The 26529-nt window shown below is 62.7% G+C and carries 30 protein-coding genes and 1 tRNA gene; 8 read left to right on the top strand and 23 right to left on the bottom strand.

Translation table 11 applies throughout. From position 1 onward, the window contains the following. Position 1: 1 nt before the first annotated feature. The 3 genes from ACFWAD_RS06730 to ACFWAD_RS06720 form a co-directional block, all read right to left on the bottom strand. Positions 2 to 649 carry a TetR/AcrR family transcriptional regulator gene (locus ACFWAD_RS06730; protein ID WP_378532724.1) on the bottom strand — a complete coding sequence of 216 codons (648 nt, stop codon included), beginning with the start codon at positions 647 to 649 and terminating at the stop codon, positions 2 to 4. A 97-nt stretch (positions 650 to 746) separates the two neighbouring features. Beyond that, entirely contained in the window at positions 747 to 1508 is a 762-nt protein-coding gene (locus ACFWAD_RS06725; protein WP_003939707.1) for an SDR family NAD(P)-dependent oxidoreductase, read from the bottom strand. Positions 1509 to 1569: 61 nt separating this feature from the next. Continuing rightward, entirely contained in the window at positions 1570 to 2715 is a 1146-nt protein-coding gene (locus tag ACFWAD_RS06720) for an acyl-CoA dehydrogenase family protein (RefSeq protein ID WP_007730036.1), read from the bottom strand. A gap of 140 nt (positions 2716 to 2855) precedes the next feature. On the opposite strand from ACFWAD_RS06720, the gene ACFWAD_RS06715 reads away from it, so the two are divergent. Beyond that, positions 2856 to 3455: a TetR/AcrR family transcriptional regulator gene (locus ACFWAD_RS06715; protein WP_378446921.1), complete on the top strand. Its 600-nt coding sequence runs from the start codon at positions 2856 to 2858 to the stop codon at positions 3453 to 3455. A gap of 35 nt (positions 3456 to 3490) precedes the next feature. After that, positions 3491 to 4069 (top strand): hypothetical protein, encoded by a 579-nt coding sequence (locus tag ACFWAD_RS06710; RefSeq protein ID WP_378542326.1) that lies wholly within the window; start codon positions 3491 to 3493, stop codon positions 4067 to 4069. 8 nt (positions 4070 to 4077) lie between these two features. Here ACFWAD_RS06710 and ACFWAD_RS06705 read toward each other — a convergent pair whose 3' ends face one another. Then, positions 4078 to 5319, bottom strand: coding sequence for an RNA polymerase sigma factor (locus tag ACFWAD_RS06705; RefSeq protein ID WP_378542324.1), 1242 nt, complete (start codon positions 5317 to 5319; stop codon positions 4078 to 4080). A 6-nt stretch (positions 5320 to 5325) separates the two neighbouring features. Continuing rightward, complete coding sequence (locus ACFWAD_RS06700) at positions 5326 to 5670, bottom strand: YciI family protein (protein ID WP_003939718.1); 345 nt, start codon at positions 5668 to 5670, stop codon at positions 5326 to 5328. 140 nt (positions 5671 to 5810) lie between these two features. On the opposite strand from ACFWAD_RS06700, the gene ACFWAD_RS06695 reads away from it, so the two are divergent. Continuing rightward, positions 5811 to 6287: a DUF309 domain-containing protein gene (locus tag ACFWAD_RS06695; protein WP_378542322.1), complete on the top strand. Its 477-nt coding sequence runs from the start codon at positions 5811 to 5813 to the stop codon at positions 6285 to 6287. Beyond that, positions 6287 to 6925 carry an LON peptidase substrate-binding domain-containing protein gene (locus ACFWAD_RS06690; RefSeq protein WP_378542320.1) on the top strand — a complete coding sequence of 213 codons (639 nt, stop codon included), beginning with the start codon at positions 6287 to 6289 and terminating at the stop codon, positions 6923 to 6925. Before ACFWAD_RS06695 ends, ACFWAD_RS06690 begins: the two co-directional genes overlap by 1 nt. A gap of 6 nt (positions 6926 to 6931) precedes the next feature. On the opposite strand, the gene ACFWAD_RS06685 is transcribed toward ACFWAD_RS06690, so the two are convergent. The 4 genes from ACFWAD_RS06685 to ACFWAD_RS06670 are packed head-to-tail and all read right to left on the bottom strand — an operon-like array spanning position 6932 to position 10695. Continuing rightward, positions 6932 to 7747: a mycofactocin-coupled SDR family oxidoreductase gene (locus ACFWAD_RS06685; RefSeq protein WP_378542318.1), complete on the bottom strand. Its 816-nt coding sequence runs from the start codon at positions 7745 to 7747 to the stop codon at positions 6932 to 6934. Between the two features lie 58 nt (positions 7748 to 7805). After that, positions 7806 to 8432, bottom strand: coding sequence for a lactate utilization protein C (locus tag ACFWAD_RS06680; RefSeq protein WP_378542316.1), 627 nt, complete (start codon positions 8430 to 8432; stop codon positions 7806 to 7808). Further along, positions 8429 to 9949: a LutB/LldF family L-lactate oxidation iron-sulfur protein gene (locus ACFWAD_RS06675; protein WP_378542314.1), complete on the bottom strand. Its 1521-nt coding sequence runs from the start codon at positions 9947 to 9949 to the stop codon at positions 8429 to 8431. Before ACFWAD_RS06675 ends, ACFWAD_RS06680 begins: the two co-directional genes overlap by 4 nt. Further along, positions 9946 to 10695, bottom strand: a complete 750-nt coding sequence (locus ACFWAD_RS06670; RefSeq protein WP_378542312.1) for a (Fe-S)-binding protein — start codon at positions 10693 to 10695, stop codon at positions 9946 to 9948. Before ACFWAD_RS06670 ends, ACFWAD_RS06675 begins: the two co-directional genes overlap by 4 nt. 98 nt (positions 10696 to 10793) lie before the next feature. On the opposite strand from ACFWAD_RS06670, the gene ACFWAD_RS06665 reads away from it, so the two are divergent. Both ACFWAD_RS06665 and ACFWAD_RS06660 read left to right on the top strand, forming a co-directional pair. Further along, positions 10794 to 11504 carry a FadR/GntR family transcriptional regulator gene (locus tag ACFWAD_RS06665; RefSeq protein ID WP_378542310.1) on the top strand — a complete coding sequence of 237 codons (711 nt, stop codon included), beginning with the start codon at positions 10794 to 10796 and terminating at the stop codon, positions 11502 to 11504. A gap of 53 nt (positions 11505 to 11557) precedes the next feature. Next, positions 11558 to 11631: transfer RNA gene (locus tag ACFWAD_RS06660), tRNA-Met, on the top strand. Between the two features lie 97 nt (positions 11632 to 11728). On the opposite strand, the gene ACFWAD_RS06655 is transcribed toward ACFWAD_RS06660, so the two are convergent. Genes ACFWAD_RS06655 through ACFWAD_RS06620 form a run of 8 tightly spaced genes read right to left on the bottom strand, consistent with a single transcriptional unit; the run spans position 11729 to position 18704 of the window. After that, positions 11729 to 12355, bottom strand: coding sequence for a TenA family protein (locus ACFWAD_RS06655; RefSeq protein ID WP_378542308.1), 627 nt, complete (start codon positions 12353 to 12355; stop codon positions 11729 to 11731). Next, a complete protein-coding gene (locus tag ACFWAD_RS06650) occupies positions 12352 to 13104 on the bottom strand; it encodes a glutamine amidotransferase (protein ID WP_317825854.1) in 753 nt (250 codons plus the stop codon). The genes ACFWAD_RS06655 and ACFWAD_RS06650 overlap by 4 nt, the downstream gene beginning before the upstream one ends. Further along, positions 13097 to 14188, bottom strand: a complete 1092-nt coding sequence (locus ACFWAD_RS06645; RefSeq protein WP_378446934.1) for a phosphotriesterase — start codon at positions 14186 to 14188, stop codon at positions 13097 to 13099. Before ACFWAD_RS06645 ends, ACFWAD_RS06650 begins: the two co-directional genes overlap by 8 nt. Next, positions 14143 to 15186 carry an ABC transporter permease gene (locus tag ACFWAD_RS06640; protein WP_372025252.1) on the bottom strand — a complete coding sequence of 348 codons (1044 nt, stop codon included), beginning with the start codon at positions 15184 to 15186 and terminating at the stop codon, positions 14143 to 14145. Before ACFWAD_RS06640 ends, ACFWAD_RS06645 begins: the two co-directional genes overlap by 46 nt. Continuing rightward, entirely contained in the window at positions 15183 to 15953 is a 771-nt protein-coding gene (locus ACFWAD_RS06635) for an ATP-binding cassette domain-containing protein (RefSeq protein ID WP_372025254.1), read from the bottom strand. The genes ACFWAD_RS06640 and ACFWAD_RS06635 overlap by 4 nt, the downstream gene beginning before the upstream one ends. A gap of 2 nt (positions 15954 to 15955) precedes the next feature. After that, positions 15956 to 16963: a substrate-binding domain-containing protein gene (locus ACFWAD_RS06630; protein WP_378542306.1), complete on the bottom strand. Its 1008-nt coding sequence runs from the start codon at positions 16961 to 16963 to the stop codon at positions 15956 to 15958. After that, positions 16960 to 17859 (bottom strand): carbohydrate kinase family protein, encoded by a 900-nt coding sequence (locus ACFWAD_RS06625; RefSeq protein ID WP_378531236.1) that lies wholly within the window; start codon positions 17857 to 17859, stop codon positions 16960 to 16962. The genes ACFWAD_RS06630 and ACFWAD_RS06625 overlap by 4 nt, the downstream gene beginning before the upstream one ends. Before the next feature lie 2 nt (positions 17860 to 17861). Continuing rightward, complete coding sequence (locus ACFWAD_RS06620) at positions 17862 to 18704, bottom strand: BtpA/SgcQ family protein (protein WP_378542304.1); 843 nt, start codon at positions 18702 to 18704, stop codon at positions 17862 to 17864. A gap of 234 nt (positions 18705 to 18938) precedes the next feature. Here ACFWAD_RS06620 and ACFWAD_RS06615 point away from each other — a divergent pair, with 234 nt between their 5' ends. Further along, positions 18939 to 19964, top strand: coding sequence for a LacI family DNA-binding transcriptional regulator (locus tag ACFWAD_RS06615; protein WP_019745496.1), 1026 nt, complete (start codon positions 18939 to 18941; stop codon positions 19962 to 19964). On the opposite strand, the gene ACFWAD_RS06610 is transcribed toward ACFWAD_RS06615, so the two are convergent. The 4 genes from ACFWAD_RS06610 to ACFWAD_RS06595 form a co-directional block, all read right to left on the bottom strand. Next, a complete protein-coding gene (locus ACFWAD_RS06610; protein WP_378542302.1) occupies positions 19925 to 21007 on the bottom strand; it encodes a M20/M25/M40 family metallo-hydrolase in 1083 nt (360 codons plus the stop codon). The genes ACFWAD_RS06615 and ACFWAD_RS06610 overlap by 40 nt on opposite strands. Before the next feature lie 26 nt (positions 21008 to 21033). Continuing rightward, complete coding sequence (locus ACFWAD_RS06605) at positions 21034 to 21651, bottom strand: sortase domain-bontaining protein (RefSeq protein WP_378542300.1); 618 nt, start codon at positions 21649 to 21651, stop codon at positions 21034 to 21036. Continuing rightward, entirely contained in the window at positions 21623 to 23317 is a 1695-nt protein-coding gene (locus ACFWAD_RS06600; protein WP_378542298.1) for a hypothetical protein, read from the bottom strand. Before ACFWAD_RS06600 ends, ACFWAD_RS06605 begins: the two co-directional genes overlap by 29 nt. 133 nt (positions 23318 to 23450) lie before the next feature. Beyond that, the gene (locus ACFWAD_RS06595) at positions 23451 to 24023 is read right to left on the bottom strand and encodes a peroxidase-related enzyme (RefSeq protein WP_378542296.1); all 573 of its coding nucleotides are present in this window, start codon (positions 24021 to 24023) and stop codon (positions 23451 to 23453) included. Between the two features lie 153 nt (positions 24024 to 24176). Here ACFWAD_RS06595 and ACFWAD_RS06590 point away from each other — a divergent pair, with 153 nt between their 5' ends. Next, positions 24177 to 25055: a GyrI-like domain-containing protein gene (locus ACFWAD_RS06590; RefSeq protein ID WP_378542294.1), complete on the top strand. Its 879-nt coding sequence runs from the start codon at positions 24177 to 24179 to the stop codon at positions 25053 to 25055. Between the two features lie 63 nt (positions 25056 to 25118). Here the strand turns inward: ACFWAD_RS06590 and ACFWAD_RS06585 are convergent, their stop codons facing one another. Next, positions 25119 to 25766 (bottom strand): CoA transferase subunit B, encoded by a 648-nt coding sequence (locus ACFWAD_RS06585; RefSeq protein WP_378542292.1) that lies wholly within the window; start codon positions 25764 to 25766, stop codon positions 25119 to 25121. Beyond that, positions 25763 to 26509 carry a CoA transferase subunit A gene (locus ACFWAD_RS06580; protein WP_378542923.1) on the bottom strand — a complete coding sequence of 249 codons (747 nt, stop codon included), beginning with the start codon at positions 26507 to 26509 and terminating at the stop codon, positions 25763 to 25765. Before ACFWAD_RS06580 ends, ACFWAD_RS06585 begins: the two co-directional genes overlap by 4 nt. Positions 26510 to 26529: the final 20 nt, after the last annotated feature.

The raw sequence follows: 26529 nt of genomic DNA, 5'->3' as shown, positions 1-26529 counted from the left end.
ACTACCCGCGGTCGCCTTCGAGGCCCAGGGCGTTGGCCCACACCTGAGTAGCTGTCTTGACGACGTCCTCGAACGAGACAGGGTTGCCGTCGGCGCCAGGTTCCTCCGAGACGAACGAACTGTAGGCAAGACGGCTCACCATCGCCGACAACGCTCGCGATGCCAGCAGCGGATCCAGTGAACGGTCCGCTTTGCCCGCTGCTTGCAAACGTTCGATGGCGCGCGCATTACGCGAAATGAAGGTCTCGGCTCGGTCCCGACGCAGTTTCGCGAACGCCGGATCGATGTGCGATACCTGCTCGAGCAGCCCCATCAGTTTGGCGTTGCGGCGAAACGCTGTCAGGTAGGCACGGTTGCTCGATTCGAGGACCGCATACGGATTGTCGACGTCACGGACCCGACCCATGCCGGGGTGCAGCATGTCTTCCTGCGCAACGTCGAGAACTGCGGCGAAAATCTGCTCTTTGTTGTCGAAGTAGGTGTAGAACGTGCCGGTGGAGCAGTTCGCTTCCTTGGTGATGTCCGTCAGCCGGGCATCGAGATATCCCGCGCGTTCGAACACAGTCCGAGCCGCTGCAACCAGAGAAGCCCTGGTACGGACGCCGCGAGCGGTCACCGGGAGGTCACGCAGAAGCTCCGTCGCTGCCATTGATGGTGGCGGACGGTCTTCCCAGTTCTCCTGAGGTTCGGCGCGAGAGGTCACCAGCTACTTATACGGCAAAGCCGGCGACATCTCGGCATCGGCGTCAGGTGATGGTGATTCCTCCGTCGACGGCGATGGTCTGGCCTGTGACGTATCCGCCTGCCTCGGATGCGAGCCACACCATCGTGGCCGCGAGCTCTTCCGGATCGCCCATCCGGCCGAGGATCAGGCGCGGAGCCATCGCATCCAAGTAGCCGTCGTTGTATTGGTCGGTCATTTCCGACTTGAAGAAGCCGGGCGCGATCGCGTTGACACGAATGCCCTTGCGCGTTCCCCACTGCTGTGCGAGGTCGCGGGTCAATCCGACGACGCCTGCCTTGCTCGCCGCGTAGGCGGCCTGCGGAAGTCCGGCCGTCGTCAGTCCGAGAATGCTCGAGATGTTGACGATGGAGCTGCCCGGAAGCATGACGCGGCCGCAGGCCTGCGCTGCCCAATACGACCCGTTGAGGTTGATGTCGATGACGGCGCGGAACTGATCCGGGGTCTCGCGGGTTGCCGGCACCGCGGTTCCGACGCCGGCGTTGTTGACCAGGACGTCCACGCGGCCGAACTTCTCCATCGCGGCGTCCACCATGTTCTGAGCCTGTGCCGGATCGACGATGTCGGTGGCCACGCACAACGCTTCGCGGCCGGCGTCACGCACGAGCTTGGCCGTGTCTTCGAGCTTGTCGACGCGGCGAGCTGCCAGGACGACGTCCGCGCCGGCCTCTGCTGCGGCTTTCGCAAACGCCACCCCGAGGCCCGACGACGCACCGGTCACGATGACCACTCGATCGGTCAGAGAGAACTTGTCGAGAACAGACATGCGCGGTGATGCTCCTGTGTCGTCGGGTTCGGGAAGTGACATATGGACTTCAGTTGCGAAATTACAGGCCGAGATCGCGGCCGATGAGTTCCTTCATGATCTCGTTGGATCCGGCCCAGATCTTGGTGACGCGGGCATCCATCCACGCGCGGGCGGCGCGGTACTCGGTCATGAAGCCGTAGCCGCCGTGCAGCTGGACGCAGTGATCGAGGACCTCGTTCTGCACCTGCGCGGTCCACCACTTCGCCTTGGCCGCATCGATGGCGGTCAGCTCGCCGGCAGCGTGTGCCGCGACGCAGTTGTCGACGTAGGCCTGGGTGACCTCGATGCGGGTGACGAGATCCGCGAGAAGGAATTTGTTCCACTGCAACGAGCCGATCGGCTGACCGAAAGCCTTGCGATCCTTGGCATATTGCAGCGTCTCTTCGAGGATCGGAGCGGCGTGCGCGATGTTGGACACCGCAGCGCCGACGCGCTCCTGCGGCAGCATTTCCATCATGTGGATGAAGCCGCGGTCGATCTCACCGATGATGTTGGTGGACGGCACGCGAACGTTCTCGAAGAACAGTTCGGCGGTATCGGACTCGTGCTGGCCGACCTTGTCGAGCTTGCGTCCGCGTTCGAAGCCTTCCATGCCGGTTTCGACGGCAAAGAGAGTGATGCCCTTGGACTTCTTCTCGGGACTGGTCCGCGCCGCCACGATCACGAGGTCGGCGTTGTAGCCGTTGGTGATGAAGGTCTTGGAGCCGTTGATGATCCAGTCGTCGCCGTCCTTGACCGCAGTGGTCTTGAGCGAGGCGAGGTCGGATCCACCGGAAGGCTCGGTCATGCCGATGGCCGTCAGCATCTCGCCGGTGCAGAACTTGGGCAGCCAACGCTGCTTCTGCTCTTCGGTGGTGAGCTGAACGAGGTAGGGAGCAACGACGTCGGCGTGGATGCCGAAGCTCGAAGCAACAGCTGCGCTGGCACGCGAGAGTTCTTCGGCCAGAACCGCGTTGAAGCGGTAGTCGCCAGCTTCGCTTCCGCCGTACGCCTCCGGAACCTCGAGTCCGAGGAAGCCGTTGCGTCCCGCTTCGAGCCAGATTTCACGATCGATGAAGCGCTGGTCGATCAGCTTCTCTGCGACCGGAAGGATGTTCCGGTTGACGAATTCGCGGGCAGATTCGCGAAATGCCTCGTGATCGGGTCCGTACAGAGTGCGACGCATGACGAGTTGCTTCCTTTCGGCGTGGCAAAGCCACACGTAACGATGTTCCTAAGCATTCGCTTAGAATCTAAGCACCTGCTTATAGTGAATCGAGAGCGGGATATTGTCAACATCGAAATCCGTCACATCTGGAGGAAACCGTGAGCGATTCACCTGACGTGGTGATCAGCCCCTCCAAAGCTGCGGCCCGTATCCGCGCGGCAGCCGTGGACGCTTTTGCCTCTGCCGGTTACGGCGGCACCACCACCCGTGACATCGCCGCGCGACTCGACATGAGTCCTGCGGCCATGTACCCGCATTACCGCTCGAAAGAAGAACTGCTTTTCGCGATCAGCTTCGAAGGCCACACCGAAGCGTTGAAAGTGGTCGAGGGCGCCGACCGACCGGGCGAAGAACCGTCCGTTCGCCTGCGGGAATTGATCAGCACGTTCGCCAGTTGGCAGGCCGGGCACCATTCACTCGCTCGCGTCGTCCAGTACGAACTCACGGCACTCACACCAGAGCACTATCGAACCGTCGTCGCGCTTCGTCGCAGCACGACGCGGGTGGTCCGGGAGGTTGTCGACGCCGGCGTCCAGTCGGGTGATTTCACTATCCCCGACGCCGAAGGCGTCACCCTCGCCTTGATGTCCCTGTGCGTCGACGTGTGCCGCTGGTTCCCGGCCGGCAACTACACGGATCCGGAAGACATCGGAAAACTGTACGGAGACCTGGCATTGAGGATGGTGGGCGCCGCCTGAATCAGGTGACGGCGACCGCAGAAAGGACTCGGCCAGTGGCCAACCGCACTTATCTCTACTCGACCCCTGTTGCCCCGCACGAGAATCCGGCTGCCGCTCGCGCCCGGGGCCTCGAGGGAATCTCGGAGTGGTCGTACGCGATACCGCTGGTCCCCAGGATCCTTGTGTCCGTGAATCCCTTCGCTCGCCAGTCGATCATCTGGGACGACGTTCCCGACCTGATCGCGGTCACCGCGCCCTGTGGCCCCGGCATTGCCCGGCTCGAAGACTTCCTCGGCCGCATCGACCACCCCGAACTCGGCGCGATGGCCGGTGAAGCGCTGAGCTTCCTGCGCAGCCACACCGAACCCGACCACTACTTCGTTCTCGAATGCGGCGAGATCTTCGACATGGACGACGAACCGTTCGCCGAACAAGGCCAGGCACTGATGGCCGGTCTGGCGACCATCGACGCCGAGATGGAGGCGGCTTTGACCACGTTCGCACCCACCAAGCCAAAGTTCTGGGAGAGACTGTTCACGCCGACTCAGGAGAGCATCGAGGAACCGCTCCGCGAGCTCGGCCTAGGCTATTGGTCCGAGACCCTGTACTTCGATCTCGACGTCCCTCGATAAAGCACCGCTCAGTCAGAGATCTCGTCGAGCCGACGCTCCAAGTAGGCCCGCTCCGGATCGGTACCAACCAGTTTCAGGGCTTGCCGATACGCAGCCGCTGCCGCGTCGGTGCGCCCCAACCGAGCGAGCAGTTCGGCGCGCGCGAGGTGATACGGGTGGTAGTCGGCAAGTTTGGGCTCGGCTGCCAGTTCCTCCAACGCTGCCAGTCCGACCACCTCGCCATCGCGCATCGCCAGCGCAACTGCCCGATTGACGGCCACGACGGGCGACGGAGTCAGTGTGAGCAGCACTCCGTAGAGCGCGCAGATCTGTGGCCAGTCGGTGCTCTTCACATCAGCAGCCTCGTCGTGCAATGCGGCGATAGCGGCCTGCACCCCGTAGGGCCCCGGCGCTCCCCCGGTCAACGCGACGACGACGAGATCGCAGCCTTCCTCGATCATCGGCTGGTCCCAGCACCCACGATCCTGGTCCTCGAGGAGCACGATCCCGCCACCGGCGTCGGTACGGGCATCCCGACGCGCGTGGACGAGAAGCATCAACGCAAGCAACCCCGCGATCTCGCGCTCATCGGGAAGCAATGCGCGCAAGATCCTCGCCAGCCTGATCGCCTCTACCGCCAGGTCGACGCGTTGCAGATCCGGACCCGAACTCGCTGCATACCCCTCGGTGAACACCGAATAGATCACCTGCAGAACACCGGGCAAACGTTCCGGGAGTTCTTCGGCGCTGGGAGTCCGGAAGGGAATCCGAGCCTGACGGATTTTCTTCTTCGCGCGCACGATCCGCTGCGCCATCGTCGCCGAAGGAACGAGGAAGGCCCGAGCAACCTCGGGCGTCGTCAACCCGCCGAGGCAACGCAAGGTGAGCGCGATTCGGTCGTCCTCGGCAAGCGCTGGGTGCGAGCAGGTGAAGAACAGCTGCAACCGCTCGTCGGGAAGTTCCCCGTCGACCGTGGGCGGCGCAGGGTCGGCACGATCGGCGTCCACCTGCATCACCGCCAAGCGCGCCGCATAGGCCTGATCACGACGAAGCCTGTCGACAGCTTTCCGACGCGCCGTGGTCAGCAGCCAGGCGCCGGGTTTGGCCGGCACACCGTCCACGGGCCAGTGCACCAACGCAGACTCGACGGCCTCGGAGGTGACTTCTTCTGCCAGATCCAGATCACCGAAACGGCGGACGAGCGAGGCCAAGAGCCGTCCACGTTCCTCCCGGAACACTGACTCGATGGAGTTCTCTGCCTGCTCGTCCACGGCGAATCAGTCCCCGAACCCGGCCAGCGGACGCACCTCGACGCTGCCGCCGTCGCGCGCGCCGGGGCACCGCGCGGCCCAGGACAGCGCCGCATCCAGATCAGGAACGTCGATGACGTCGTAGCCGCCGAGGATCTCGCGGGTTTCTGCGAAGGGCCCGTCGGTGACGGTCTTTTCCCCGGACTGCGAGACTCGAACCGTCGTCGTGGTGGTCAGGTCGGCGAGGGCATCGCCGGACACCCAGATGCCGGCGTCCTTCATTTCCTTGTCGTATTGCTGCCAGTCCTCGAACGTGCACTGGGGTTCGGTGTCTCCGCCGGGTGCGGTGTAGATGAGCAACATGTACTTCATGACTGACTCCTTGGTCTGTTGTTTTTCTTCAGGCTCTCTTGCCTTACAACATGACGACGAACGGTTCTCCCCGGAATCGACAGGCGACTCGAAAAAACTTTCGGCGGGTTCGTCGGAGGCGCTGCCGTTAGGCTGAGTGTATGACCGAACGCGACCGGGACGCCGCTGGGAAGCCCCTCAATTCGCGGCCCCGCGACGGGCTCGGCCGTCCACTGCCACGCGACGCAGCGGGTGGTGTCCCGCGCATTCCGGACGATGTGCGCCTGCCGCCGGACGAGTCGATCACCGAGGCTCAGCGCCTCCTCGACCACGGCATGCCCTTTCATGCACACGAGATTCTCGAAGGAACGTGGAAGAACGCGCCGCCCGAGGAGCGCGACCTGTGGCAGGGGCTGGCACAACTGGCCGTCGGGCTCACACATCTACTTCGGGGCAACACCACCGGCGCCGTCTCGCTCCTCGGTCAGGGTCACGATCGCATCAGGCACTACGAGGTCGAGAGTCCACACGGACTCGACATCCCCGGTCTGCTGACGTGGTCCGAACACCTGCTCGCCGAAATCGATCGCCCCGGCGATTTCCCCGCCCCTCCGATTCCGAGGTTGAGAATCCCCTGATGCCCATCTTCCCCATGTTTCCGCTCGGCTCCGCATTGCTACCGGGTGAGGTGTTGCCGCTGAACATCTTCGAACCTCGGTACCGCGCACTGGTCGAGAACGTTCTCGAAGCTGCCGACGGCCCACTGTTCGGAGTAGTACTCATCGCCCGTGGCCACGAGGTCGGTGGCGGCGAATCACGCCACGACGTCGGCACTCTGGCTCGGATCGAATCCCATGTCGCAATGGGTGCCGGACGATATCAGCTGTATTGCCGGACCGAAGGCCGCATCCGGGTCAATCGCTGGCTGCCGGACGATCCCTTCCCGCGTGCCGAGGTCGAACTGTGGCCGGACGAGAACAACGGAACACCCGTCACCGCCTACGAATACGACTCACTCCTCGAGCGCATCGAGTTCATGTACGGAATGTTGGGAAAGCTCGCACTTCGGGCCGGCGAACAGACTCCGCGAATGCCTGTCCCACCGGATCCCTTGGATCCGCTGGGTTCTCGGCTGTATGCCCTCGCCAGGAGCATTCCGATGGGTGACGCCGATCGCCTGGCGATTTTGACCGCGCCAGGCGCCGACGAACGTATACGCACACTCTCGGAGGCAGTCGAGAACACCATCGAGGTGGCGCAGTTCAATCTGCTTTGAGGTGAGCTAGGCCATCGTCTGGCCCATGTCGATGACGATCTTCGTCCCGGTGACCGCGCGGGAGAGATCTGTCGCGAGGTAGACCACGGCATTGGAGATGTCCTCGACCGTCGTGCGCGGGACCGAGGTGAGCGGCCACTTGTAGGATTTCATGTACTCCGGGTGCGCCGTGAGTATCTTGCCGACGTTGGGATCGTTGCCCATCTCGGTCTCCACTGCCCCCGGATGAATGCTGTTGACTCGAATATCGAAGCCGCCCAATTCCGTTGCCGCAGTGCGTGCCAAACCGACGAGCCCGTGCTTGGCAGCCGAGTAGTGCGCGCAACCGGGCGCTTCGGCGACGCCGGCAGCACTACTGACGAGCACGATGGAACCACCGTTGCCCGCCTCGATCATGGCGGGAACCGCAGCCGCCATCGTGCGCCACGCACCATTGAGATTGATGTCCACCAGCGTCGACCACTGCTCTTCCGGCATCTCCCAGAAACGATTCCACGTTGCGATGCCCGCGTTGGCGATCACGACGTCCAGGCGACCGAACTTTTCGACGCCCGACGCCACTGCCGCGCGGAGCGCCTCGAGGTCACGGACGTCCGCTACAGCAGTGACGATCTCGCGTCCCTCGGCTCGAACCAGGCGCGCCGTTTCATCGAGGTCGGCTTCAGTTGCGGCCGCGTAGCCCACGTCCTCGGACACCGACGCGCACACATCGACAGCGATGACGTCGGCACCTTCCTGCGCGAGTCGAATCGCATGATTGCGTCCCTGACCCCGCGCTGCACCGGTGATGAAAACGACCTTGCCTGCCAACAGTTGTGTCATGGCCGGGACGTTAGACGCTGATGTGGCCCGCTGCCTCCGAGTTCCCGCTCGACGGGAATCAACCGTCGACGATGACGACGTGAAGATTCCTCGGACCATGGACACCTTCGACGCGCTCGAGTTCGATGTCGGAGGTCGCCGACGGGCCGCTGATCATGGTGGTGGGGCGTTCCGGCGTCAGTTTCGCAATCGCCTCCGGCACTCCCACTTCCACACTGCTGCGATACACGACGCAGATGTGTGTGTCCGGCACCAGTGTCAACGCACGACGCCCTTGCGATGGACCAGCGTCGAGGAAGATGGTGCCGGTTTCGGCGCAGGAGACCTTCGAGCCGGTGACTACAGCGTCGAGCTTCTCGAGTTCGGGAGCCGGCACGTCCGAGCTGTCCACCACCAGCGTTCCGTCGAACCCGGCTACCCATGATCGGTCGAGTCCGGCAGGGATGCCCAGCGTACGCAGCTCGTGTGCGCTCAGTATTCCGCTGACAGCCTCGGCGATTTCTGTTGCAGCACATCGGTAGACGTGAGCCTTGTAGTCCTCGAGTCGATCGACGAACAGTTCGATGCGCTTCTCGTCGGACATGGTTCTACCAGTTCGATAGTTCCGCGGTATCTCGCTCTCACGGGCCGGCGCCAAGGTGATCGCATCACGAATGCGACCGAGTACCGCCTCACGTGAATTCACCTGTCCGCCTTCCCGTCACGACGAGCCTCGTCCATTGCCTCACGTCCTTCGTCTGAGTCCCACCAGGATCGGAAGGTCTGCTTGGGTGGTGCTGGGATGTCTCTGGCAGCGGTCCAACCGTTCAATGGAGGTGGCAGCGTCGAGATCTTCCCCTTCTTACCTGCCACGACGCGTCCGAGCCCGGCAGCTTTTTGAGCCAACGTCCACCGGCCCTCAGTCGACATCGCAACAGACGCGGCTTTCATCGCCAAAGACTCTGCCGTGACACCGGATTGCTCGACCTTCTGGTGCCGCAATTCGACCAGCAGCGAGGGTATGTCGATCTTGACCGGGCAGGCATCGAAGCACGCACCGCACAGACTCGAGGCAAATGGAAGCGTCGAGTTGGGATCGTCTTTGCCATGCATGCCCGCGAGCTGCGGAGTCAGAACCGCGCCGATCGGTCCAGGATAGGTAGATCCGTAGGCGTGACCACCGGTGCGCTCGTAGACGGGACATACGTTCAGGCACGCCGAGCACCGTATGCAGCTCAAGGCTTCCCGTCCGATCTTGTCGGCAAGCGCGGCGGTCCGGCCGTTGTCGAGAAGGACCAGGTGAAATTCCTGTGGACCGTCATCGGGCGTCACGCCGGTCCACAGGGAGGTGTACGGGTTCATCCGCTCCCCCGTCGACGACCGCGGCAGCAGTTGAAGGAAGACCTCCAGATCCTGATACGTCGGCAGAATCTTCTCGATGCCCATGACGGTGATCAGTGTTTTCGGGAGCGTGAGGCACATTCGCCCGTTGCCCTCCGACTCCACGACGGTCAGTGTTCCCGTGTCCGCGATACCGAAGTTGGCGCCGGAGACTGCGACCGGCGTCGTCATGAACTTGTGGCGCAGGAATTTTCGCGCGGCTGCGGCGAGCTCGGCCGGATTCTCCCCGAGGTTAGGATCGACATCTGGCATCTCACGAAGGAAGATCTCTCGAATCTCGGACCTGTTGCGATGGATGGCGGGAACCAGAATGTGCGACGGTTTGTCGTGGCCGAGCTGGACGATCAATTCCGCGAGATCGGTCTCGTAGGCGGTGATTCCCTGGGTTTCGAGATGCTCGTTGAGACCGATCTCCTGCGTGGCCATCGACTTGACCTTGATGACCTCTTCGGAGCCGGTGGCTTTGACAAGTTCGGTCACAATGGCGTTGGCCTCGTTGGCATCCGCTGCCCAATGCACCTGCCCGCCGCGTGCGATGACTGCAGCTTCGAACTGTTCGAGCAGTTCCGGCAACCGGGCCATGACGTCGGCTTTGATCGCAGATCCGGCATCACGCAGTTCTTCCCAATCGGGAAGCTCCCCAGTCACGTTGATGCGCTTGGCACGAATGGTGTGTGTCGCCTTGCCGATATTGCGTCGGAGTTGCGCGTTGGCCAGTTCGTGATGCGCTGCGACGGGGAACTTTTCGGTTCCGCGTAGGAACCCCGCCCCTTCGGGGGATCTAGGCGGGAAGCTGGGCAGACCCAGCGTGACGGCGCTCATGCTGTCACCCGGCTTTCCACCGACGCCAGAATCTCGGCGAGATGAATTGTCTTGGCACCCATCTGCAGTCGTGACATTCCGCCGCCGATGTGCATGAGGCAGGAGGAGTCTCCGGCGCTGCAGAATTCGGCGCCGGTATCCGCAACGTGGCGAATCTTGTCCGCCAGCATGGCCGTCGAGGTTTCCGCGTTCTTGATGGCGAAAGTGCCGCCGAATCCGCAGCAAGAATCTGCTTCGGGGAGTTCGACCAGATCGATGTCGCGTACGTTGCGCAGCAATTGAAGTGGCTTGTCTCCCACTCTCAACATGCGCAGTGAGTGACAGGTCGGGTGATAGGTGACCCGGTGCGGGAAGTACGCGCCCACATCGGTGACACCGAGAACGTCCACGAGGAATTCCGAAAGCTCGTACGTCTTCGCCTTCACGGTCTGCACCTGCCCACACAGCGACGCGGTGCCGTAGCGCTCGGCAACGATCTCGTGCTGATGACGGACCGAACCGACGCACGACCCCGATGGTGCGACAACCGCGTCGATGGACGTGTCACCGAACGTCTCGGCGTAGTTCGCAACCAGCGGCAGTGCGCCCGGCTGATAGCCGGTATTGACGTGCATCTGCCCGCAACAAGTCTGCCCGGACGGAAACACGACGTCGTGCCCGAGACGGGAGAGCAGGAGGGCGGTGGCCTTGGCCGCGTCGGGAAACATCGTGTCCCCGATGCAGGTGGCGAACAGCGCTACTCGCATGTGGTTCCCCGCAATCTGTCGGTGTGGTCTGACCACAGTAATACATTCCCGGACAGGCCACCCCGTAAACGGCGTCCACCCGGTTATGCTCTTGCCTCATGCCGACCGAGCCGAGCCCGCGAGCGTGGGAACAAGTACTGAGTCATCTCGAACGTCGGCTCGTCTCAGGCGAGGTGTCTCCCGGACAGCGCCTGCCGGGAGAGAGAATCCTGGCAGCGGAACTGGGCGTCGGACGGTCATCGGTCCGCGAAGCGCTGCGAGTCATGGAAGCACTCGGACTCCTCAAAGCGCAGACTGGATCCGGCCCGACGTCCGGCGCGATGATCGTCGCCAAACCGACCGGCGGCATGACCATGCTGATGCGGATGCAGGTTGCCGCACAAGGCTTTCCGGTCTCGGATGTAGTGAAGACACGACTCGTGCTCGAATCCGAGGTCATGAAGTCCCTGGCATCGCGGACTCCGACGCCCGACCTCAGCGCGGCCGTCGAACTGCTCGACTCGATGGACGACGCAACTCTCTCGGCCGAGGAATTCCTGCTACTCGACGCCCAGTTCCACGTGGCGCTCGCCGACGCGGCGGGCAATCAGGTAATCGCGGCCATGATGACCGGCCTGCGCGAGTCCATCGAGGCCTACGTTCTCGCGGGCGTGCAGATCGACACTTGGCCGAGCACCTGCACGCGGCTTCGTCACGAACACCGGGGATTGGTGGAGGCGGTCAACGCGGGTGACGGCGAACTCGCACGTCAGCGCATAGTCGGCCACATCCGCGGTTACTACTCGGAAAGCGCCCACACCGACCGGTGACAGGGGGTGGTAATTGCACCTCCAGAAGTCGTGTACTGTTGGTTTCACACCGACGCGGGGTGGAGCAGCTCGGTAGCTCGCTGGGCTCATAACCCAGAGGTCGCAGGTTCAAATCCTGTCCCCGCTACAAAGATGAGGCCCGTAGGTTGCGAAAGCGACCTACGGGCCTTTTGCTGTGCGCCTTTATTAACCGCCGGGGGTTAATAAAGGCGCACAGCAGGGGTTCACACAGCCACTTTGTGAAAATCGATCTCCGCGGCCAGCATGCCCGAGAACCAGCGATCCAGGTCCTCGTCGCTCACGGACTCGGGCATGGCATCCACCTCGCACGCCAGCACCGCCACCTGAGACACGAACGGCGGAGCGACATGCATGTCCACCCAGTCCTGCAACGCTGGTTCGCGCTCGACCTTGACGGCCGCAGCCTCCCGGCACCACGACAGATACAGGGTTTCCGCGGCGTACATGCCCACCAGGGCCGCCGCCCGGCCCTCGTCGCGGGCGAGGGCCAAGGCGTGCGTGGACAGCACAGCCGACTCCTCGACCAGATCCGCTGCGTCACCCTCGTAGGGGAATCGGGAACGCAACTGCGCAAAATACTCGCGCTGTTCGCCCACCAGGTTCGACATCGACGTCACGTGGTCGAGCGCATCGTCGAGCGTCGGGGACTCGGCGACCACCAACCCCAATACTTTGACGGCCGTCAGTACAAATGCCTCTTCGATCACGAGGTACCGGCGGAATCCCTCATCACTCAACGTCCCGCCGATGGTCTCCGTGATGAATGGAACCGCCCGCGCGGCAGCGAGGTTACTCTGCTGCCGCGCGAGCAGGTCTGAGGACCGACTCATTCGCCGGCGACCCAACTGATCAAGCCGTCGAACAGGTCGGTGTATCCGGGCCACTGCTCACAGAACTCCGGCGGAGCCCAGTGCGGCGAGCAGTCCGAGGTGAAGACGATCGACCGTCCGGCGCCGTATTCACCTGCAGCGACAAGCGGATCGCCGTTGATGGTGGCGGGAACCGCAGCACCGTCTTTCGCGACGACGCGGTTGTATCCCAGGAGCGCCGGCCATGAATCCCCGGCGCCACCGAGAGCCGGGTGAGCAGCATCGACGACGGTGGGAACGATCCCGGCCGGTGTCTCGACGCGATCGTCCTCGGCCAGCATCGTCACCGGCAGCACCTCGGCAATCGCAGTCTGACGGAAAGCTGCTCGTGCCTGGAACCCCGAGAACGAGAGGTAGCCACCGATCATCATCAGTGAGCCACCGGCGTTCACCCAGTCACGAAGCGCAACAAGGCGATCCTCGCCGGCCCGGAACTGGTCGAACACACCGGGAGCCAACTGCAGTGAGTTCGCTCCGATGTCGGAGAGAACGACGACGTCGAACTGCGACAGGGCTTCTGCGGTACCGGGGAACTGCGTCGGCACCAGGTGTGCGGGCATGTGTGTCACGTCGTGGCCACGTGAGGTGAGCGCATCCCTCAGCGGACCGACACCCTCCACGTAGGAATGGACACTGAACTCGTCGACGCCCTTGACGTGCGTCGACGTCGTCATCCAGCTCTCGCCGGCGATCAGTACTCGTTTACCCATGACTGCTTCTGTTTCCTTTCGCGGCCTGCTCGAAGAGCGACCTCGGGTTGTCTCGCATCAGTGCGGACACTTGCTGGGGATCTACGCCTGCGCGCACCAACCGTGCGGCGAAGGCGAGTGGTACGTAGGAGAATCCGTTACCGCCGTGCTTTCTGAGCATTGATTTGAGGAAGAGATCGTGACTGAGCAACAGTTGTGAGGCGTGGCCGGAAGTCACCAATCCGGCTACCGCAGTGGCTGTTTCCGCCGGATGTGGAGAAAGGCCCTCCCCGGGGAAGTCGAAAGGCATTCCGATCATGTCGAACTCGAGGAAAACTCCGCGGTCGGCGAGCGATCGTTGGTAGTCGGTGTCGTGTCCCGACGGGTCCATGTGGCACAGGACCACTGCTTGCGGATCGACGCCCATCTCGTTGACCACGATGTCGACGACGTGATGTCCGACGCGCTGCCATCCCGGAAGGTGAACGAACAGGGGCACGTCCACCTCACGCTGAGCGATGCACGCCGCCCGCAACGCTTTCGCCTCGTTCTGAGTGAAGAGCGGGGAGACACCGATCTCCCCGATCACTCCCGGAGCCAATTCCTTTGCCGGATCGAACTCCTCGACGAGCGAACCCGCCAGATCGTCGACACCGAGTTCGTGGACCTCCACCGGATGAGTCGTCTCGAGGTACCACCCCGAACCCATGATCACTCGCACGTCGGACTTTCGCGAGAACTCAGCCAACTTCTCCGGCGCCCGGCCCAGCCCCGGCGGCGTCAGATCGACGATCGTCCGACCACCGAGGCGAGCGAAGTCCGCAAGGTCTTCCACGACTGCCGCTGCGTCGTCGACTCGACAATTGTCGAGGCTGTAGTACGGATTGTCGTGAAGAAGCCAGGCATCCTCGGCACGTACCGGACCGGCCAACCGCTGCGCCACAACCGGATCCGGGGCCTCGGTGTATGCACCGGTGACGTCGTTGTGCAGATGTTCGTGTGGGAGAACCAGCCCGAGTTCCGAGCTGTCCACAGTTCCCGTGACGGTACGAACCTTGCTCATGAGCGTGCAGGCCCCGAGGGTGCGGACTGCAGGTGTCGCCACAGCGCGCTCAGTGTGTGTCCGCGCATGTTGATCCAGATGGCCAGTAGCAGAACGACACCGGTGATGATCGGCGTCAAGAACGGGCTCACGCCGAGCAGGGTCAATCCGTTGGCGATGATTCCGGTCAGGACAGCGCCGATGACGGTACCGATCACGGTGCCGCGACCGCCGAAGAGGTTGGTGCCACCGAGAACCACCGCGGTGATCACGGTGAGCTCGAATCCCGTTGCGGAGTTGGCCGAACCCGAGCCCAGTCGAGCCGCGATAAGCAGTCCCGCGATGCCGGCGGCCAGGCCGGTGAAGACGAGCGTCATCATGAGCACACGACGCGTGTTGACGCCGGACCGTCGTACGGATTCGACGTTGGAACCGATACCGGTGACGTAGCGTCCGAAGCGCATGCGGTTGAGCGCAATTGCTCCGATGACCACGACGACGAGAGCGATCCAGGCGCTGGCGGAGAACCCGAGGAACTCTGCAGTTCCGAGCTTCGCGAAGTAGGTGTCTGCCGGGACCGGAACGGAGAACCCTTCGGTCCGGTACAGCGCGATGCCGCGGATGACGGACATCGTCGCCAGAGTCACGATGAACGGCGGAATGCCCTGGTAGGCAGCGAGCCATCCATTGACCAGACCCCAGGCCGCACCCATCACCGGGGCGGCGACGAAGACCAAGGACGAATCGACGCCCGCCTGGATCAGTTCGGCACTCATCGCCGCGACGAACGCGACGATCGCACCGACGGACAGGTCGATCTGACCGGCCGTGATCACGAAAGTCATTGCTACCGCGATGATCAGAACCGGAGCGATCTGGGTTGCCAGGTTCGACAGGTTCGTGAATGTCAGGAACGACGACGTGGTCGCCGAGAAGACAGCTGCGACAGCAATTGTCACCGCGAGCATCGCAAGCGTCGGCTTGTTGACGCTGTCCCACAACGACGGCTTGGCGGCGAGCTTTCGCTCGACCGGTGCCTGGGTCTTCTCGAGAGTGGTCATGCCGTGACTCCCTGTGCTGCTGCCGGTGTCCGTTGCGGCACCGGAGTTCGAGTGATGAGTCCGACGAGAGACTCGATGTTGAGGTCGCCGATCGGAACGTCGTCGACGCTCTGCCCCTCGTACATGACCGTGATTCGGTCACACACGCGGAACAGATCCTGCAGGCGGTGCGTCACGAGAATGACGCCCACCCCGGCCGCTGCCACGTCCGTGATCAGCTTGAGCACCGACTCGACCTCTGCGACGGCAAGCGCTGCGGTGGGCTCGTCGAGGATCAGCACGTCGGGCCGGAAGGAGACCGCGCGGGCGATCGCGACGGTTTGCCGCTGTCCGCCGGACAGCTGCCCGATCTCCTGGTAGGTCGACTTCACCTTGACATGCAGGTCAGCAAGAATGTGAGCCGCCTTCTCGTGCATGGCATGCCGGTCGAGGAAGGGACCCTTTCGCGGTTCTCGGCCGAGGAACAGGTTGCTGGCGACGTCGAGCGTGTCGCACAGAGCCAGGTCCTGGTAGACGATTCCGATCTTCTTCTGCTGCGCGTCGAGCGGCGTCGAAAAGCGTACTGGTTCACCGTTGACTCGCATTTCACCGCCGTCGTGCTGAACCGCGCCGGCGAGAATCTTCATCAGAGTGGACTTACCGGCGCCGTTGTCGCCGACCACTCCGAGTACTTCACCCTTCGCCAGCCGAAGGTCCACTCCTTGAAGGGACTTCACCGGTCCGTACGACTTGGTGATGCCCGAGAGTTCGATCAGTGGAGGTGCCATGATTACTTCTCCAAGTAGTACATGTAGTCGGCCACGTTCTCCGGAGTCACGATCTGGGTGGGAACGGGGATGTTTGCCGGAGCGCCGCGTCCACAAGCCAGGTCGATTGCCGAATTCATTGCCTCGTGGCCGAATTCGAAGGTGTTCTGCTGGACCACGCCTTTAAGCCAACCGGCTTTGAGTCCGCCTACCGCCTGATCCGAAAGATCCCAACCCACTGCCTGGATGCGATCCTGCGCCTTCTGACTGTTGACCGCCGCGACGAGTCCGATCAGGGCCGGCTCACCGGTTGCGTAGACGTACTTCATGTCGCCGCCGCCGGTCAGCAGGTTCTCCGCTGCGGTCTGTGCGTTCTCCTGAATGTTACGTCCGTCCACGACGGTGCCGACGGTCATTCCTCGGCCGGTCACGGTCTCCGTGAAGCCCTTCTGCCGCTCCAACTGGACAGTGCTGTTGAGCGCGCCGACGATACCAACCGTTCCGGTGTTGTTCGCGACATCGGCCAAAGTGTTTCCGATCTTGGCACCGCCCTCTGCATTGGCCGTACCGACCTGAGTCGACAGCGCCGGATCGTCAATGGTCGCATCGACAGCGACAACCGGGATGCCCGCGTTCTTGGCCTTGACCACCGACGGCTTGATTCCGTCCGTGTCGATCGCGTCGACGATGATCGCGTCGACACCGGCGGCGATCAGATTGTCGAAAGCATTGGCCTGTGCGACGGAATCGTCGTTGCCGCTGATGATCTGCAGGTCGACGCCTGCCTTGTCCGCGACGTTCTTCGCGGCATTGTTGATCTGGTTGAAGTACAGCGCCTGGAGATTGATGGTCACCAGGCCGACCTTGAGCTTGCCGTTCGTCCCGTCACAGCTTTCGGCGACCCGGGTCGGCTGCGGGATGGACGAGCCACCCGATGCGTCCTTCGAGTCACTCGACGACGCCGAGTCACAAGCGGTGAGCGTGAGCGCGACTGCAGCTCCCAGAGCCAGAGGCAAAGCACGTTTCATCATCGAGTCTCCAAAAGGGTGTGAGGGGTCAATATTGCTGTGAAGCTGTCCAATTCATCTCGGGTGGGGCATCCGCGGGGTCCTGCGGTGGCGCAAGCCAAGGCAGCCGAGGCTCCCGCGAGTCGTGCGGCGTCCACCGGCGAGCGCCCGGCGTCGACAAAAGCGATGTACGTACCGCCGAAGCAATCGCCGGCCCCGACTGCATCGACGACGTCGACCACTACTGCCGGTTCGCTCGTCACCTCGCCGTCCGGTGTGGCCAGCGTCCAACCTCGCGAGCCGTCGGTCACCAGCAGGTGAGTATTGTGCTCGGCGGCCAGTGCCTGCCACTGATCGAGATCGATCCCGAACTCGCCTTCCCACAGGGCACGCCCTACGACGACGTGGTCAGCGAGCGCGAACGCGCGCAGTGCCGCGGCTTTGTTTTCACAACCGTCCAGATCGATTACCAGACTTACGCTTCCCGGTAATTCATCCGGGAGGAAGACCGCACGGTATCCGTCGAGGAACAGTCGTCCACCGCCGGCAGCGGCCAATCGGGTAACGACAACTCCGATGCGTTCGGCATCGTTCGGGTCATCCTGGCTGATGATGGAGCGATCGCCGTCCTGCGCGATGAGAACAACTGCCGTCGACAGGAACGCATCTCGCGGCGACCAACTGGTGTCGACGCCATCTGCCTCGAGGGCTTCGAGAAACTCGGTGGACCGCGCGTCCGGGCCCACGGCACCGGCAAAGATCACCTGCGCGCCCATTCGGGCCGCGGATACCGCAGCATTTGCATTCATTCCACCGTCGATCTGACTGATGGCCGTTGCCTGAACGCGCTCCCCGAGTACCGGTACGTGTGGGACATGCACCGTCACATCGTTGTTGGCGTATCCACAAAAGACAATCATGGTTACTTTCCTGCAGCCCGGGACAGTTCGCGGACCTTCTCGCCTGCGACCCGTCCCCACCAGCGTCCATTGTCCTTCACCGAAGATGCAACTATGGCGCCGTCGCATTCCTTCATCAGCGCTGCGACATTGGCAGCCGTGATGCCGGATCCGATGATCACCGGAAGAACGGTGTTGTCTCGGATCACGGAAACCTCGTCGACCGAAGCGGCGTCACCGGTGCGCGAACCCGTCGCGATCAGAACGTCTGCGTCGAAGAACTCGGCGTCTTCGGTCTGTTCCGCGACAGTGCGGTCCGCGACAATGGCATGCGCACCGTGCTTGACGTGCACGTCAGCGAAGATCCTGACCGGGTCGGCGCCGATGCGATGGCGGAAGCGCGTCGTCTTGGCAGCCTGACCCTCGATGAAGCCCTCATTGGCAATGTAGGCATTGGCCCACTGATTGACGCGCACAAAACTCGCGCCCGCCGCCCACGCCGCGGCCACTCCGCACTCGCCGGCGTTGGACAGGATGCTGACGCCGACCGCCTTGCCGAACTCGGCGACCACCGCTGCCGTGATGACGCCCATGCTGGCGGCCGTCTCGTAGCCGTGTTCTCCGGGCTTGAGGAACGGTATGTCCCAATGATTTTCGACGATCACACCGTCGAAACCGTTGTCGACGTACGCATGTGCTTCCTCTACAGCGAAGCGAGCAATTTCCGAAACCGGCTGCCCGGTGTAGTGCGGGCTGCCCGGCAGAGCAGGGAGGTGGATGGCCCCGATGAGAGAAGGCGTGCCGGTGAACATCTCTGCCAACGCCGAGGGCTTGGGCGGAAAGACTCCGAGCGGTGATGCGGTCACTTCAGCTACCCCATTCCATGCGCAAGATTTGCGCTGTATGTCCATGCACAAGATCTGCACACGATGTAATCGATTGCCTTGATGATTTAGCAGGTTATGCGATCAACACCGGGTTGTGTCAAGGATTTCACAATTCGAATATGTAAACGATTGCCTCAATCGCGTTACATGCGGGACACTGGACCGTGCGGTTCGATAACCTCGGACCCGAATCGAGCAGAAAACGGGGGACGCATGCGCAAGGCGACCATTCGCGATGTCGCGGAACTGGCCGGGGTGTCAACTGCCACCGTGTCGCGGGCACTGTCCGGATCCCGCCCTGTCTCGGACGAGCTTGCAGCGACGATCAAACGAGCCGCGGATTCTCTCGGATACTCGGGAAACATCATCGCCAGCTCGCTGCGTCGTAATCGGACTGACACGGTCGGCATGGTGGTTCCGAGTATCGCGAACCCTTTCTTCACGTCGTTGGTGGTCAATGTCGAACACGTCCTCGCGCAGCGCGGACTACAACTGTTCCTGTGCGATTCTCGTTCCGACCCCGACGTGGAAGCGCAGCGACTGAAGTCGCTCGTCTCGCGGCAGGTGGACGGAATCATCATCAGCCCGTGCCACGGCGAATTGAGTGCCGAAGCAGTCCGAGCCAGCGCGGCAACGCTTCCGGTCGTTCAACTGGACCGGTTCGCAATGGATACCCAAACGGATTGGGTCGGTGTCGACGACGACGCCGCACAATCACTCGTGATGGAGCATCTGTCCGAGCGCGGCGCGCGATCGGCCGCCTTCATCAGTTCCGAGCTGACCAATTCGTCGACCGAACTTCGCCGGGCCGGATTCTTCCGCCATGCGGATCGGATGGGCATCGAAACTCGTGACGAGTGGACACAACTCGGCGAATATTCGATCGAGTGGGGGCGCACGGCGTCCAACACCATCCTGACCGGCAAGACTCGCCCCGACGCCTTGGTCTGCGCCGACGACCTGATCGCGCTCGGTGTGCTGCAGACCTGCCACGCATTGGGCATCGACGTCCCCGGCGACGTTCTGGTCACCGGTTTCGACAACATCCCCTTCTCCGAACTGTGCAATCCGCCGTTGACCACCGTCGGACAGCCGCAGGAAAGAATCGCGGAAGAAGCTGTGCGACTTCTGGATCAGGCGATGAACAACTCTTCCGAGTCGACAGCCCACATTGCGCTTGCTCCTGAACTGATTGTCCGTCAGTCCACCGTCGGCCAAGCAGCGGCCACCGCACCGTAAGCAGCAATTGCATCGTCCAGTTCCGAGACCTTGACGCTTTCGTTGGCCGCATGCATCAGCGAGGGAGTGCCCGGCCCCCAGATAACGACGGGAGCTCCTGGGGCGGCCGCTGCGAGCACCGAAGCGTCGGTGAAGTACGAAACCGGTTCGGTTGCAACAGGGATCAGCAAGGTGGCCAACCACGGATCCGACGCGTCGGTACGCACACCTCCCAGGTGAATCGACGTCTCTACCGAGTCGACCTCCGGTTGGGCGCGCCACCATGCGAGCAGGTCTGCGCCGTCTCCCACCGTGCGGTGATCGATCACCGCACGTGCACTGTCCGGCACGATGTTCGGAGCTGAACCTCCGCCGACCAAGCCGAGGTTCCAGGTTTCGGCACCCAGGAAGGCGTCCGACGACAGCGGAAGCTCACGTCGAGCTCGGTCGACCACGTCAAGCAGTTTGAGGACGGCGTTAGTTCCTCGCTGCGGTGTACTCCCGTGCGCGGCTTTTCCTTTGACGGACACTTCGAGCCACAGGGCGCCGCGGTGCCCCAGGTTGATTCGATTGCCCGTCGCCTCGGGAACAATGACTGCCCCGACCTCGAGATTTGCTACGGCGTCGGCCGAACGGACTGCACCGAGGGATCCGATTTCCTCGTCGCTCGTCAGCAGTAGTGCGACCGGAACTCCACGTTCGAAGGCGTCGACTACCGCGGCAGTAGCGGCAACCAGGCCGGCTTTCATATCCGATGTGCCTCTGCCGAGGAACAATTCGCCGTCCACCTCCGCGGCGTACGGATCGAACTCCCAGTCGGAGACAGTGCCCACCGGCACCGTGTCGACGTGACAGGCGAACAGCAGTCTTGCCGCCGAGGGTGCTGCTTCGTTGGTGATCAAGGCCCAGGGATGATTGCCGGTCAGATCCGACTCCACCTTTGCCTGCGGCGCATGCGAGAGCACCAACGAGACAATCGAATCCATGGCTCTGCGCTGGGGAGCTGCCTCTCCGGAGACCGTGTCGAGGGCTACCAGTTCCGAGAGAAGACCGAGAGAATCCATGTACCCATTGTTGCACTGTCGCGGATTCAGTGCGTTGCCAGCTGAGCGACGACGATGTAGTTGTCCGGCGTCGACTCCCCCTCGACGACATCACAATTGGCGAGGATCAGCCGTCCCGGGACGGATTCGCGCAACTCGTGTGCGCCCAACAGTGAACCTTTGTGCAACGGCCCGACGGTTTCGACGTCGTACTCGAGCACTCCGTTCGGAGTACCCAGTAGAACGTGATCACCTGGCTCGACTACCCGTAGCGCTCGGAACGGTGCTTCGCGAGTGGAGTAGTTGTGCCCGACCACGACAACCGTCTGTGTGGTCACCGTTCCCGGCAGTCCGCTCTCACCCCACCACACCGGCAGTTCGCCGACCGGATTCAGCTGCTGCCCACTGTCGCCGCCGCGCATCAGTTTCTCCGCGTGCAACGGACTGCTCAGGTACGTAACCCCGGACGCAGACCTCAACTCGATCCGCTCGGGTTCGGCCGGACCGACGCTCACCGATGCCGGTGCAGCTGCGATATGCGACTGCACCGGCGAGCGGTCTGGTAGCGATCCAGCGTTCTCGCCCGAACATCCGGATACGAGGAGTGCGAGGATCGCTACCGCCGAGAGGCCCGCGCTACGCAGACGTGTTGCCCGTACCGTCATGACGCTTGCGACGGACGACCACCGTCGTAGCTGCTGCGGCTGCGGCGCCCACGACGCCGACGCCGATCAGTACAGCCGGAAGATTCGAACTGCTGCTACCGCTGCTGCTGCTTGCAGTGTCACCGAGAGCAAGATCGACCGGGGGCAGGGTTCCGGCAAGTGCCGGATCACCATCGGAGTCAGTGACGTAGTAGTCGACGACGTCGAAGGCGCCCTTGTTGTTGTAGTAGCCGACCAGCTTCACTCCGGTCTTGTTCACTACAGCGGTGGTCTCGTCGACCTTCGTGACTCCGGAACCGTCGTCAGTGTGCTCACCGATGATCACTTCACCGCCGACACCTGTTCCGTTGTCAATCTCCTTCTCGCCCTTTGCCTTGAGCTCGTCGACGATCTTCTGCGCTGCATCCGCTTCGGCCTTTGCGGCGGCAGCTGCGGCCTGAGCTTCCTTGGCCTTTGCAGCTGCGGCGTCGGCTGCGGCCTTCGCGTCTTCGGCCTCCAGGTAGAGATCCTGCGCCTTCTTGCTCGCCGCTTCGGCAGCTTCGGCCTTCTTGGCGGCTTCGGCAGCCTTCTCGGCGGCGATTGCTCGCTTGTCGGTGGCCTCCTCCCCTGCAGCATCGGCCTCTGCCTGGGCCGTCTCCGCGGCCTTCTGTGCAGCGTCGGCGTCCTTCTGTGCAGAAGCTGCGGTAGCAGCCGCTTCGTCTGCGGCCTTACGGGCGGCGGTGGCAGCTTCTACTTCGGTGGCGGCTGCGGACTCAGCTGCCTTGGCGGTGGTTTCGGCGGCAGTGGCCACCTTCTGAGTTTCCTTGACGGTGATCGCGAGCTGCTTGGCATTCCAAGCGGCGGCCAACGCCTGAGCCTTTGCAGCGAGTCCCTTCGCGAAATCCCAGTTCTTGAAGGCTTCGTCGGCTTCCTTGTTCTTGTCCGCAACCAGCTTGGCGTTTGCATCCGCGGCAGCCTTCGCCTCATCGGCCTTGGCCTGCAGAGCATTGGCCTCGGCGCGAGCCTGTGCCGCCTCCTCGGTCTTGGTGCCCGAACCGGCGGCCTTCGCAGCTTCCTCGAGTTCCGTTGCCTTGGCTGCGGCCGCATCTGCTTCTGCCTGAGCTGTTTTTGCTACCTCTTTGGCGTCGGCCGCAGCGGACTCCGCAACCTTGGCCGCCTCTTCTGCGTCCTTGGCAGACTGTTCCGCTGCCCCGGCCTCAGCCTTGGCCTTGGTCGACTCGACCGCAGCCTTGGTTGCCTCGACGCTCGCCTGAGTCATTGCCTCGGTCGCCTTCACCGAAGTGTCTGTCGCTGCGGACGAGTCGACCCCTGCCGTCGCGGCTGCTTCGGCCGCCTTCGCTGCGGCGTCGGCTGCGGCTTTTGCTTTTGCTTCGGCTTCCGCCAGTGCCGCGGCGTCCGTTGCCGCGGTTCCGGCAGTACCTGCTTCTGCAGCGCCGGCCTCGGCCTTCTCGGGTACGGTCTCGGTGCTTGTCGCCGCGTCGGCGTCGGTAGTGGGAACTGCCTCTTCCTCAGCGCAGGTCACAAGCGGATCTGCGCTCGGGGTACACACGGTTTCCGGCTCTGCCGATGCAATTCCCGTGCCGCCCACCGCCAATCCGAGAGCGAGTACGGCACCGGCGGCCGCAGAGCGGACCCTCCGAGAATGGGCGATGGACTTCTCCGACATAGCGCTCAACCTTTCGGCCTTCTTTACGAAGACGGCAATTCCGGCGTGGACAGCCTTTACTTCGTCGGCTGAGTTCCAGACGTTACGACCGGTCGGTCCGAAAAATTGAAAGCATGTGTTCGGCGAGCGGGAATCAGGACCTCGGAACTCGCCCCATCAGGTAAAACTCCGGGTTGGGCAGCATGCCGGAAAAACTCGCCATTCGGTTACTGAGGCCGAAAAAGGCAGTGATCGCCGCAATGTCCCATGCATCCTCGTCACCGAAGCCGTGCTCATGGAGAGCATCGAAATCGGCGTCGGCGATTTCGTGAGAGGCGGAGTTCACCTTGGTGGCGAAGTCGAGCATCACGCGCTGACGATCGGAGATCTCTGCGGTGCGATAGTTGACCGCAACCTGATCGGCAACCAGTGGCTTCTTTTCGTAAATACGCAGAATCGCGCCGTGCGCGACAACGCAGTACGTACATTTGTTGGCCGCGGAGATCGTGGTGACGATCATTTCTCGATCGCCCTTGGTGAGCGCGGAATCTTCCTTGAGCATGATCGCGTCGTGGTACGCGAAGAATGCCCGGAACTCGGCTGGGCGACGAGCGAACATCAGGAAGACGTTGGGCACGAACCCCGACTTCTCCTGGATCTCGAGAATCTTGGTGGCGATGTCCTCGGGCACCTCGGTCAATTCAGCCTGCGGAAAACGGGTGCTCACTGTGCCTCCTGGTCAATCATCGATGTTCGATTCAAGATAATGAGGATTAACTGAGTTGTCCAGATGCATTCCTGCCCTACTTTTTCGGGCACGGATAGTCGGGTACGACCGAGGCGATCTGCGTAGCGTGAAACCCGTGAACAGGAAGACACGATGATCGACGGACTGAACCGCGCGCTCGAGTACATCGAAGACAATCTGAGCGGCGAGATCGACACAGCCGAGATGGCAAGGCTGGCAACCACCTCGGAATATCACTTCCGAAGGATGTTCTCGGCCCTCGCCGGCATTCCTGTGTCGGAGTACATCCGTCGTCGTCGACTCACCCTGGCTGGTGCCGAGTTGTCGGTCAGCAGATCAGGAGTGTTGGAGACAGCCGTGAGGTACGGGTACTCGTCCGCGGAAGCCTTCACACGAGCGTTCACCACATTTCACGGCGTGAGTCCCGGCGCAGTCAAACGCGCTCCCGCCGTTCTCAAATCACAACCGAAGCTTGTCATTCACGTGACGTTGGAAGGAGCCACACCGATGGACTACATGCTTGTGGACAAACCCGCCTTGACGGTAGTCGGCTTCAAAACCCGGGTACCACTGGTTCACGAAGGTCCCAATTCTGCCATCGAAGATTTCACCCGCACCGTGGACAAGGTCGCGCTGCGAGGGCTGCGCGAGTTGTCCGATCAAGAACCGGAGGGAATCGTCAGTGTTGTCGACAATTTGGCGCATCCCAGAACCGAAGGCACAGAACTGGATTACTACCTTGGAGTGGTCACCGGCGAAACCGCGCCCTCAGGCTTCGAGGCGCTTTCGGTCGACGCACACACGTGGGCCGTGTTCACCGCCGACGGATCGGCAATCGAGTCTGTGCAGTATCTGTGGCGAGACATCTACACGGAATGGTTCCCGGCCAACCCTTTTCGCTCCGTGCCTGGTCCCGAGATAATGCGTACCGAGTACAACGACGATTTCACCGTCGCGCGATTCGAACTTTGGATTCCGGTCGAGAGCGAACTGAACGACGTCGGGGCGTAATGCTTCCGCCGGGTCGGTGGAAAGTCACGACCCGGCGGCTGAGCACATCGATGAAACGACCTGTCAGAGAATCAGTTTCGCACCGGTGGCAGCAACCACGTCGTCGACGCCGATGCCCGGCGCCGTCTCCACCAGGCGGAGACCGTCGTCTGTCACGTCGATCACGGCCATGTCGGTGATGATTCGCTGGACGCAGCCCTTACCCGTCAGGGGAAGAGAGCACTCCTCGACGATCTTGTGCTCACCCTTCTTCGACACGTGCTCCATCATCACGATGACACGCTTTGCGCCGTGGACCAGATCCATCGCGCCGCCCATGCCTTTGACCATGTGGCCGGGGATCATCCAGTTCGCGAGGTCTCCGGTGGCACTGACCTGCATGGCGCCGAGCACGGCAACGTCGACCTGGCCGCCGCGGATCATGCCGAACGACGCGGAGGAGTCGAAGAACGACGCACCGGGGAGAACGGTGATGGTCTCCTTGCCCGCATTGATGAGCTCGGGATCGAGTTCGTCCTCGGTGGGGTAAGGCCCCACGCCCAGAACGCCGTTCTCCGAGTGCAATACGACGGTGATGTCGGTCGGAAGGTAGTTCGGAACCAGCGTCGGCATACCGATGCCGAGGTTCACGTACTGCCCGTCCTCGAGTTCGCGCGCGACGCGGGCCGCCATCTCTTCACGGGTGAGCTTGGTGGGTATTACGGAAGTCATGCTCGTACCGTCCGATTCTCGATGCCGACCGTCACCGGGCCGACGTGGACAACGCGCTGAACGTGAATGCCGGGAGTGTGAATCTCGGCGGGGTCGAGTTCGCCGGGCTCGACGAGGTGCTCGACCTGCGCGATGGTGATGCGACCCGACGTTGCTGCAGCCGGATTGAAGTTCTGGGTACTCGCGCGATAGACGAGGTTGCCGTGCCGGTCACCCTTCCAAGCGTGAACCAGTGCGTAGTCGGCGACGATGCCGCGCTCCATCACGTAGGTGACGCCGTCGAAGTCGCGAGTCTCCTTGGGCGGACTGGCAACTGCTATGCCGCCGTTGCCGTCGTAACGCAGTGGCAGGCCGCCGTCCGCAACCTGGGTGCCGACGCCGGCCGGGGTGAAGAACGCGGGAATTCCGGCTCCCCCGGCACGCATGCGCTCGGCGAGCGTGCCCTGCGGCGTCAGTTCGACTTCGAGCTCACCGGAAAGGTACTGACGCGCGAACTCCTTGTTGGAGCCGACGTACGAGCTGACAGTACGGCGGATGCGCCCCTTCTCCAGGAGCACTCCGAGCCCGAACCCGTCGGTGCCGCAATTGTTGCTCACCGTTTCGAGTGACGTCGCGCCCTGCGCGAGGAGCGCATCGATGAGGATCTCCGGCACTCCGACGAGTCCGAAACCTCCGACAGCGATCGTGACGCCGTCCGGCACGTCGGCGACGGCCTCGGCAGCAGTGGGAATGACTTTGTCCATCATGTCGATCACAGTAGCGC

Source organism: Rhodococcus sp. NPDC059969, from assembly GCF_042738325.1.
GTDB lineage: Bacteria > Actinomycetota > Actinomycetes > Mycobacteriales > Mycobacteriaceae > Rhodococcus_F.
Note: the sequence above shows the minus strand (reverse complement) of the source record. Positions and strands in the feature narration are given on the sequence as shown.

What these genes read in the sequence shown, in the direction of transcription:
- ACFWAD_RS06730 (WP_378532724.1), bottom strand. Translation starts at nt 649, where the DNA reads ATGGCAGCGACGGAGCTTCTGCGTGACCTCCCGGTGACCGCTCGCGGC.
- ACFWAD_RS06725 (WP_003939707.1), bottom strand. Translation starts at nt 1,508, where the DNA reads ATGTCTGTTCTCGACAAGTTCTCTCTGACCGATCGAGTGGTCATCGTG.
- ACFWAD_RS06720 (WP_007730036.1), bottom strand. Translation starts at nt 2,715, where the DNA reads ATGCGTCGCACTCTGTACGGACCCGATCACGAGGCATTTCGCGAATCT.
- ACFWAD_RS06700 (WP_003939718.1), bottom strand. Translation starts at nt 5,670, where the DNA reads ATGAAGTACATGTTGCTCATCTACACCGCACCCGGCGGAGACACCGAA.
- ACFWAD_RS06695 (WP_378542322.1), top strand. Translation starts at nt 5,811, where the DNA reads ATGACCGAACGCGACCGGGACGCCGCTGGGAAGCCCCTCAATTCGCGG.
- ACFWAD_RS06690 (WP_378542320.1), top strand. Translation starts at nt 6,287, where the DNA reads ATGCCCATCTTCCCCATGTTTCCGCTCGGCTCCGCATTGCTACCGGGT.
- ACFWAD_RS06685 (WP_378542318.1), bottom strand. Translation starts at nt 7,747, where the DNA reads ATGACACAACTGTTGGCAGGCAAGGTCGTTTTCATCACCGGTGCAGCG.
- ACFWAD_RS06675 (WP_378542314.1), bottom strand. Translation starts at nt 9,949, where the DNA reads ATGAGCGCCGTCACGCTGGGTCTGCCCAGCTTCCCGCCTAGATCCCCC.
- ACFWAD_RS06670 (WP_378542312.1), bottom strand. Translation starts at nt 10,695, where the DNA reads ATGCGAGTAGCGCTGTTCGCCACCTGCATCGGGGACACGATGTTTCCC.
- ACFWAD_RS06665 (WP_378542310.1), top strand. Translation starts at nt 10,794, where the DNA reads ATGCCGACCGAGCCGAGCCCGCGAGCGTGGGAACAAGTACTGAGTCAT.
- ACFWAD_RS06655 (WP_378542308.1), bottom strand. Translation starts at nt 12,355, where the DNA reads ATGAGTCGGTCCTCAGACCTGCTCGCGCGGCAGCAGAGTAACCTCGCT.
- ACFWAD_RS06650 (WP_317825854.1), bottom strand. Translation starts at nt 13,104, where the DNA reads ATGGGTAAACGAGTACTGATCGCCGGCGAGAGCTGGATGACGACGTCG.
- ACFWAD_RS06640 (WP_372025252.1), bottom strand. Translation starts at nt 15,186, where the DNA reads ATGACCACTCTCGAGAAGACCCAGGCACCGGTCGAGCGAAAGCTCGCC.
- ACFWAD_RS06635 (WP_372025254.1), bottom strand. Translation starts at nt 15,953, where the DNA reads ATGGCACCTCCACTGATCGAACTCTCGGGCATCACCAAGTCGTACGGA.
- ACFWAD_RS06630 (WP_378542306.1), bottom strand. Translation starts at nt 16,963, where the DNA reads ATGATGAAACGTGCTTTGCCTCTGGCTCTGGGAGCTGCAGTCGCGCTC.
- ACFWAD_RS06625 (WP_378531236.1), bottom strand. Translation starts at nt 17,859, where the DNA reads ATGATTGTCTTTTGTGGATACGCCAACAACGATGTGACGGTGCATGTC.
- ACFWAD_RS06615 (WP_019745496.1), top strand. Translation starts at nt 18,939, where the DNA reads ATGCGCAAGGCGACCATTCGCGATGTCGCGGAACTGGCCGGGGTGTCA.
- ACFWAD_RS06610 (WP_378542302.1), bottom strand. Translation starts at nt 21,007, where the DNA reads ATGGATTCTCTCGGTCTTCTCTCGGAACTGGTAGCCCTCGACACGGTC.
- ACFWAD_RS06605 (WP_378542300.1), bottom strand. Translation starts at nt 21,651, where the DNA reads ATGACGGTACGGGCAACACGTCTGCGTAGCGCGGGCCTCTCGGCGGTA.
- ACFWAD_RS06600 (WP_378542298.1), bottom strand. Translation starts at nt 23,317, where the DNA reads ATGTCGGAGAAGTCCATCGCCCATTCTCGGAGGGTCCGCTCTGCGGCC.
- ACFWAD_RS06590 (WP_378542294.1), top strand. Translation starts at nt 24,177, where the DNA reads ATGATCGACGGACTGAACCGCGCGCTCGAGTACATCGAAGACAATCTG.
- ACFWAD_RS06585 (WP_378542292.1), bottom strand. Translation starts at nt 25,766, where the DNA reads ATGACTTCCGTAATACCCACCAAGCTCACCCGTGAAGAGATGGCGGCC.
- ACFWAD_RS06580 (WP_378542923.1), bottom strand. Translation starts at nt 26,509, where the DNA reads ATGGACAAAGTCATTCCCACTGCTGCCGAGGCCGTCGCCGACGTGCCG.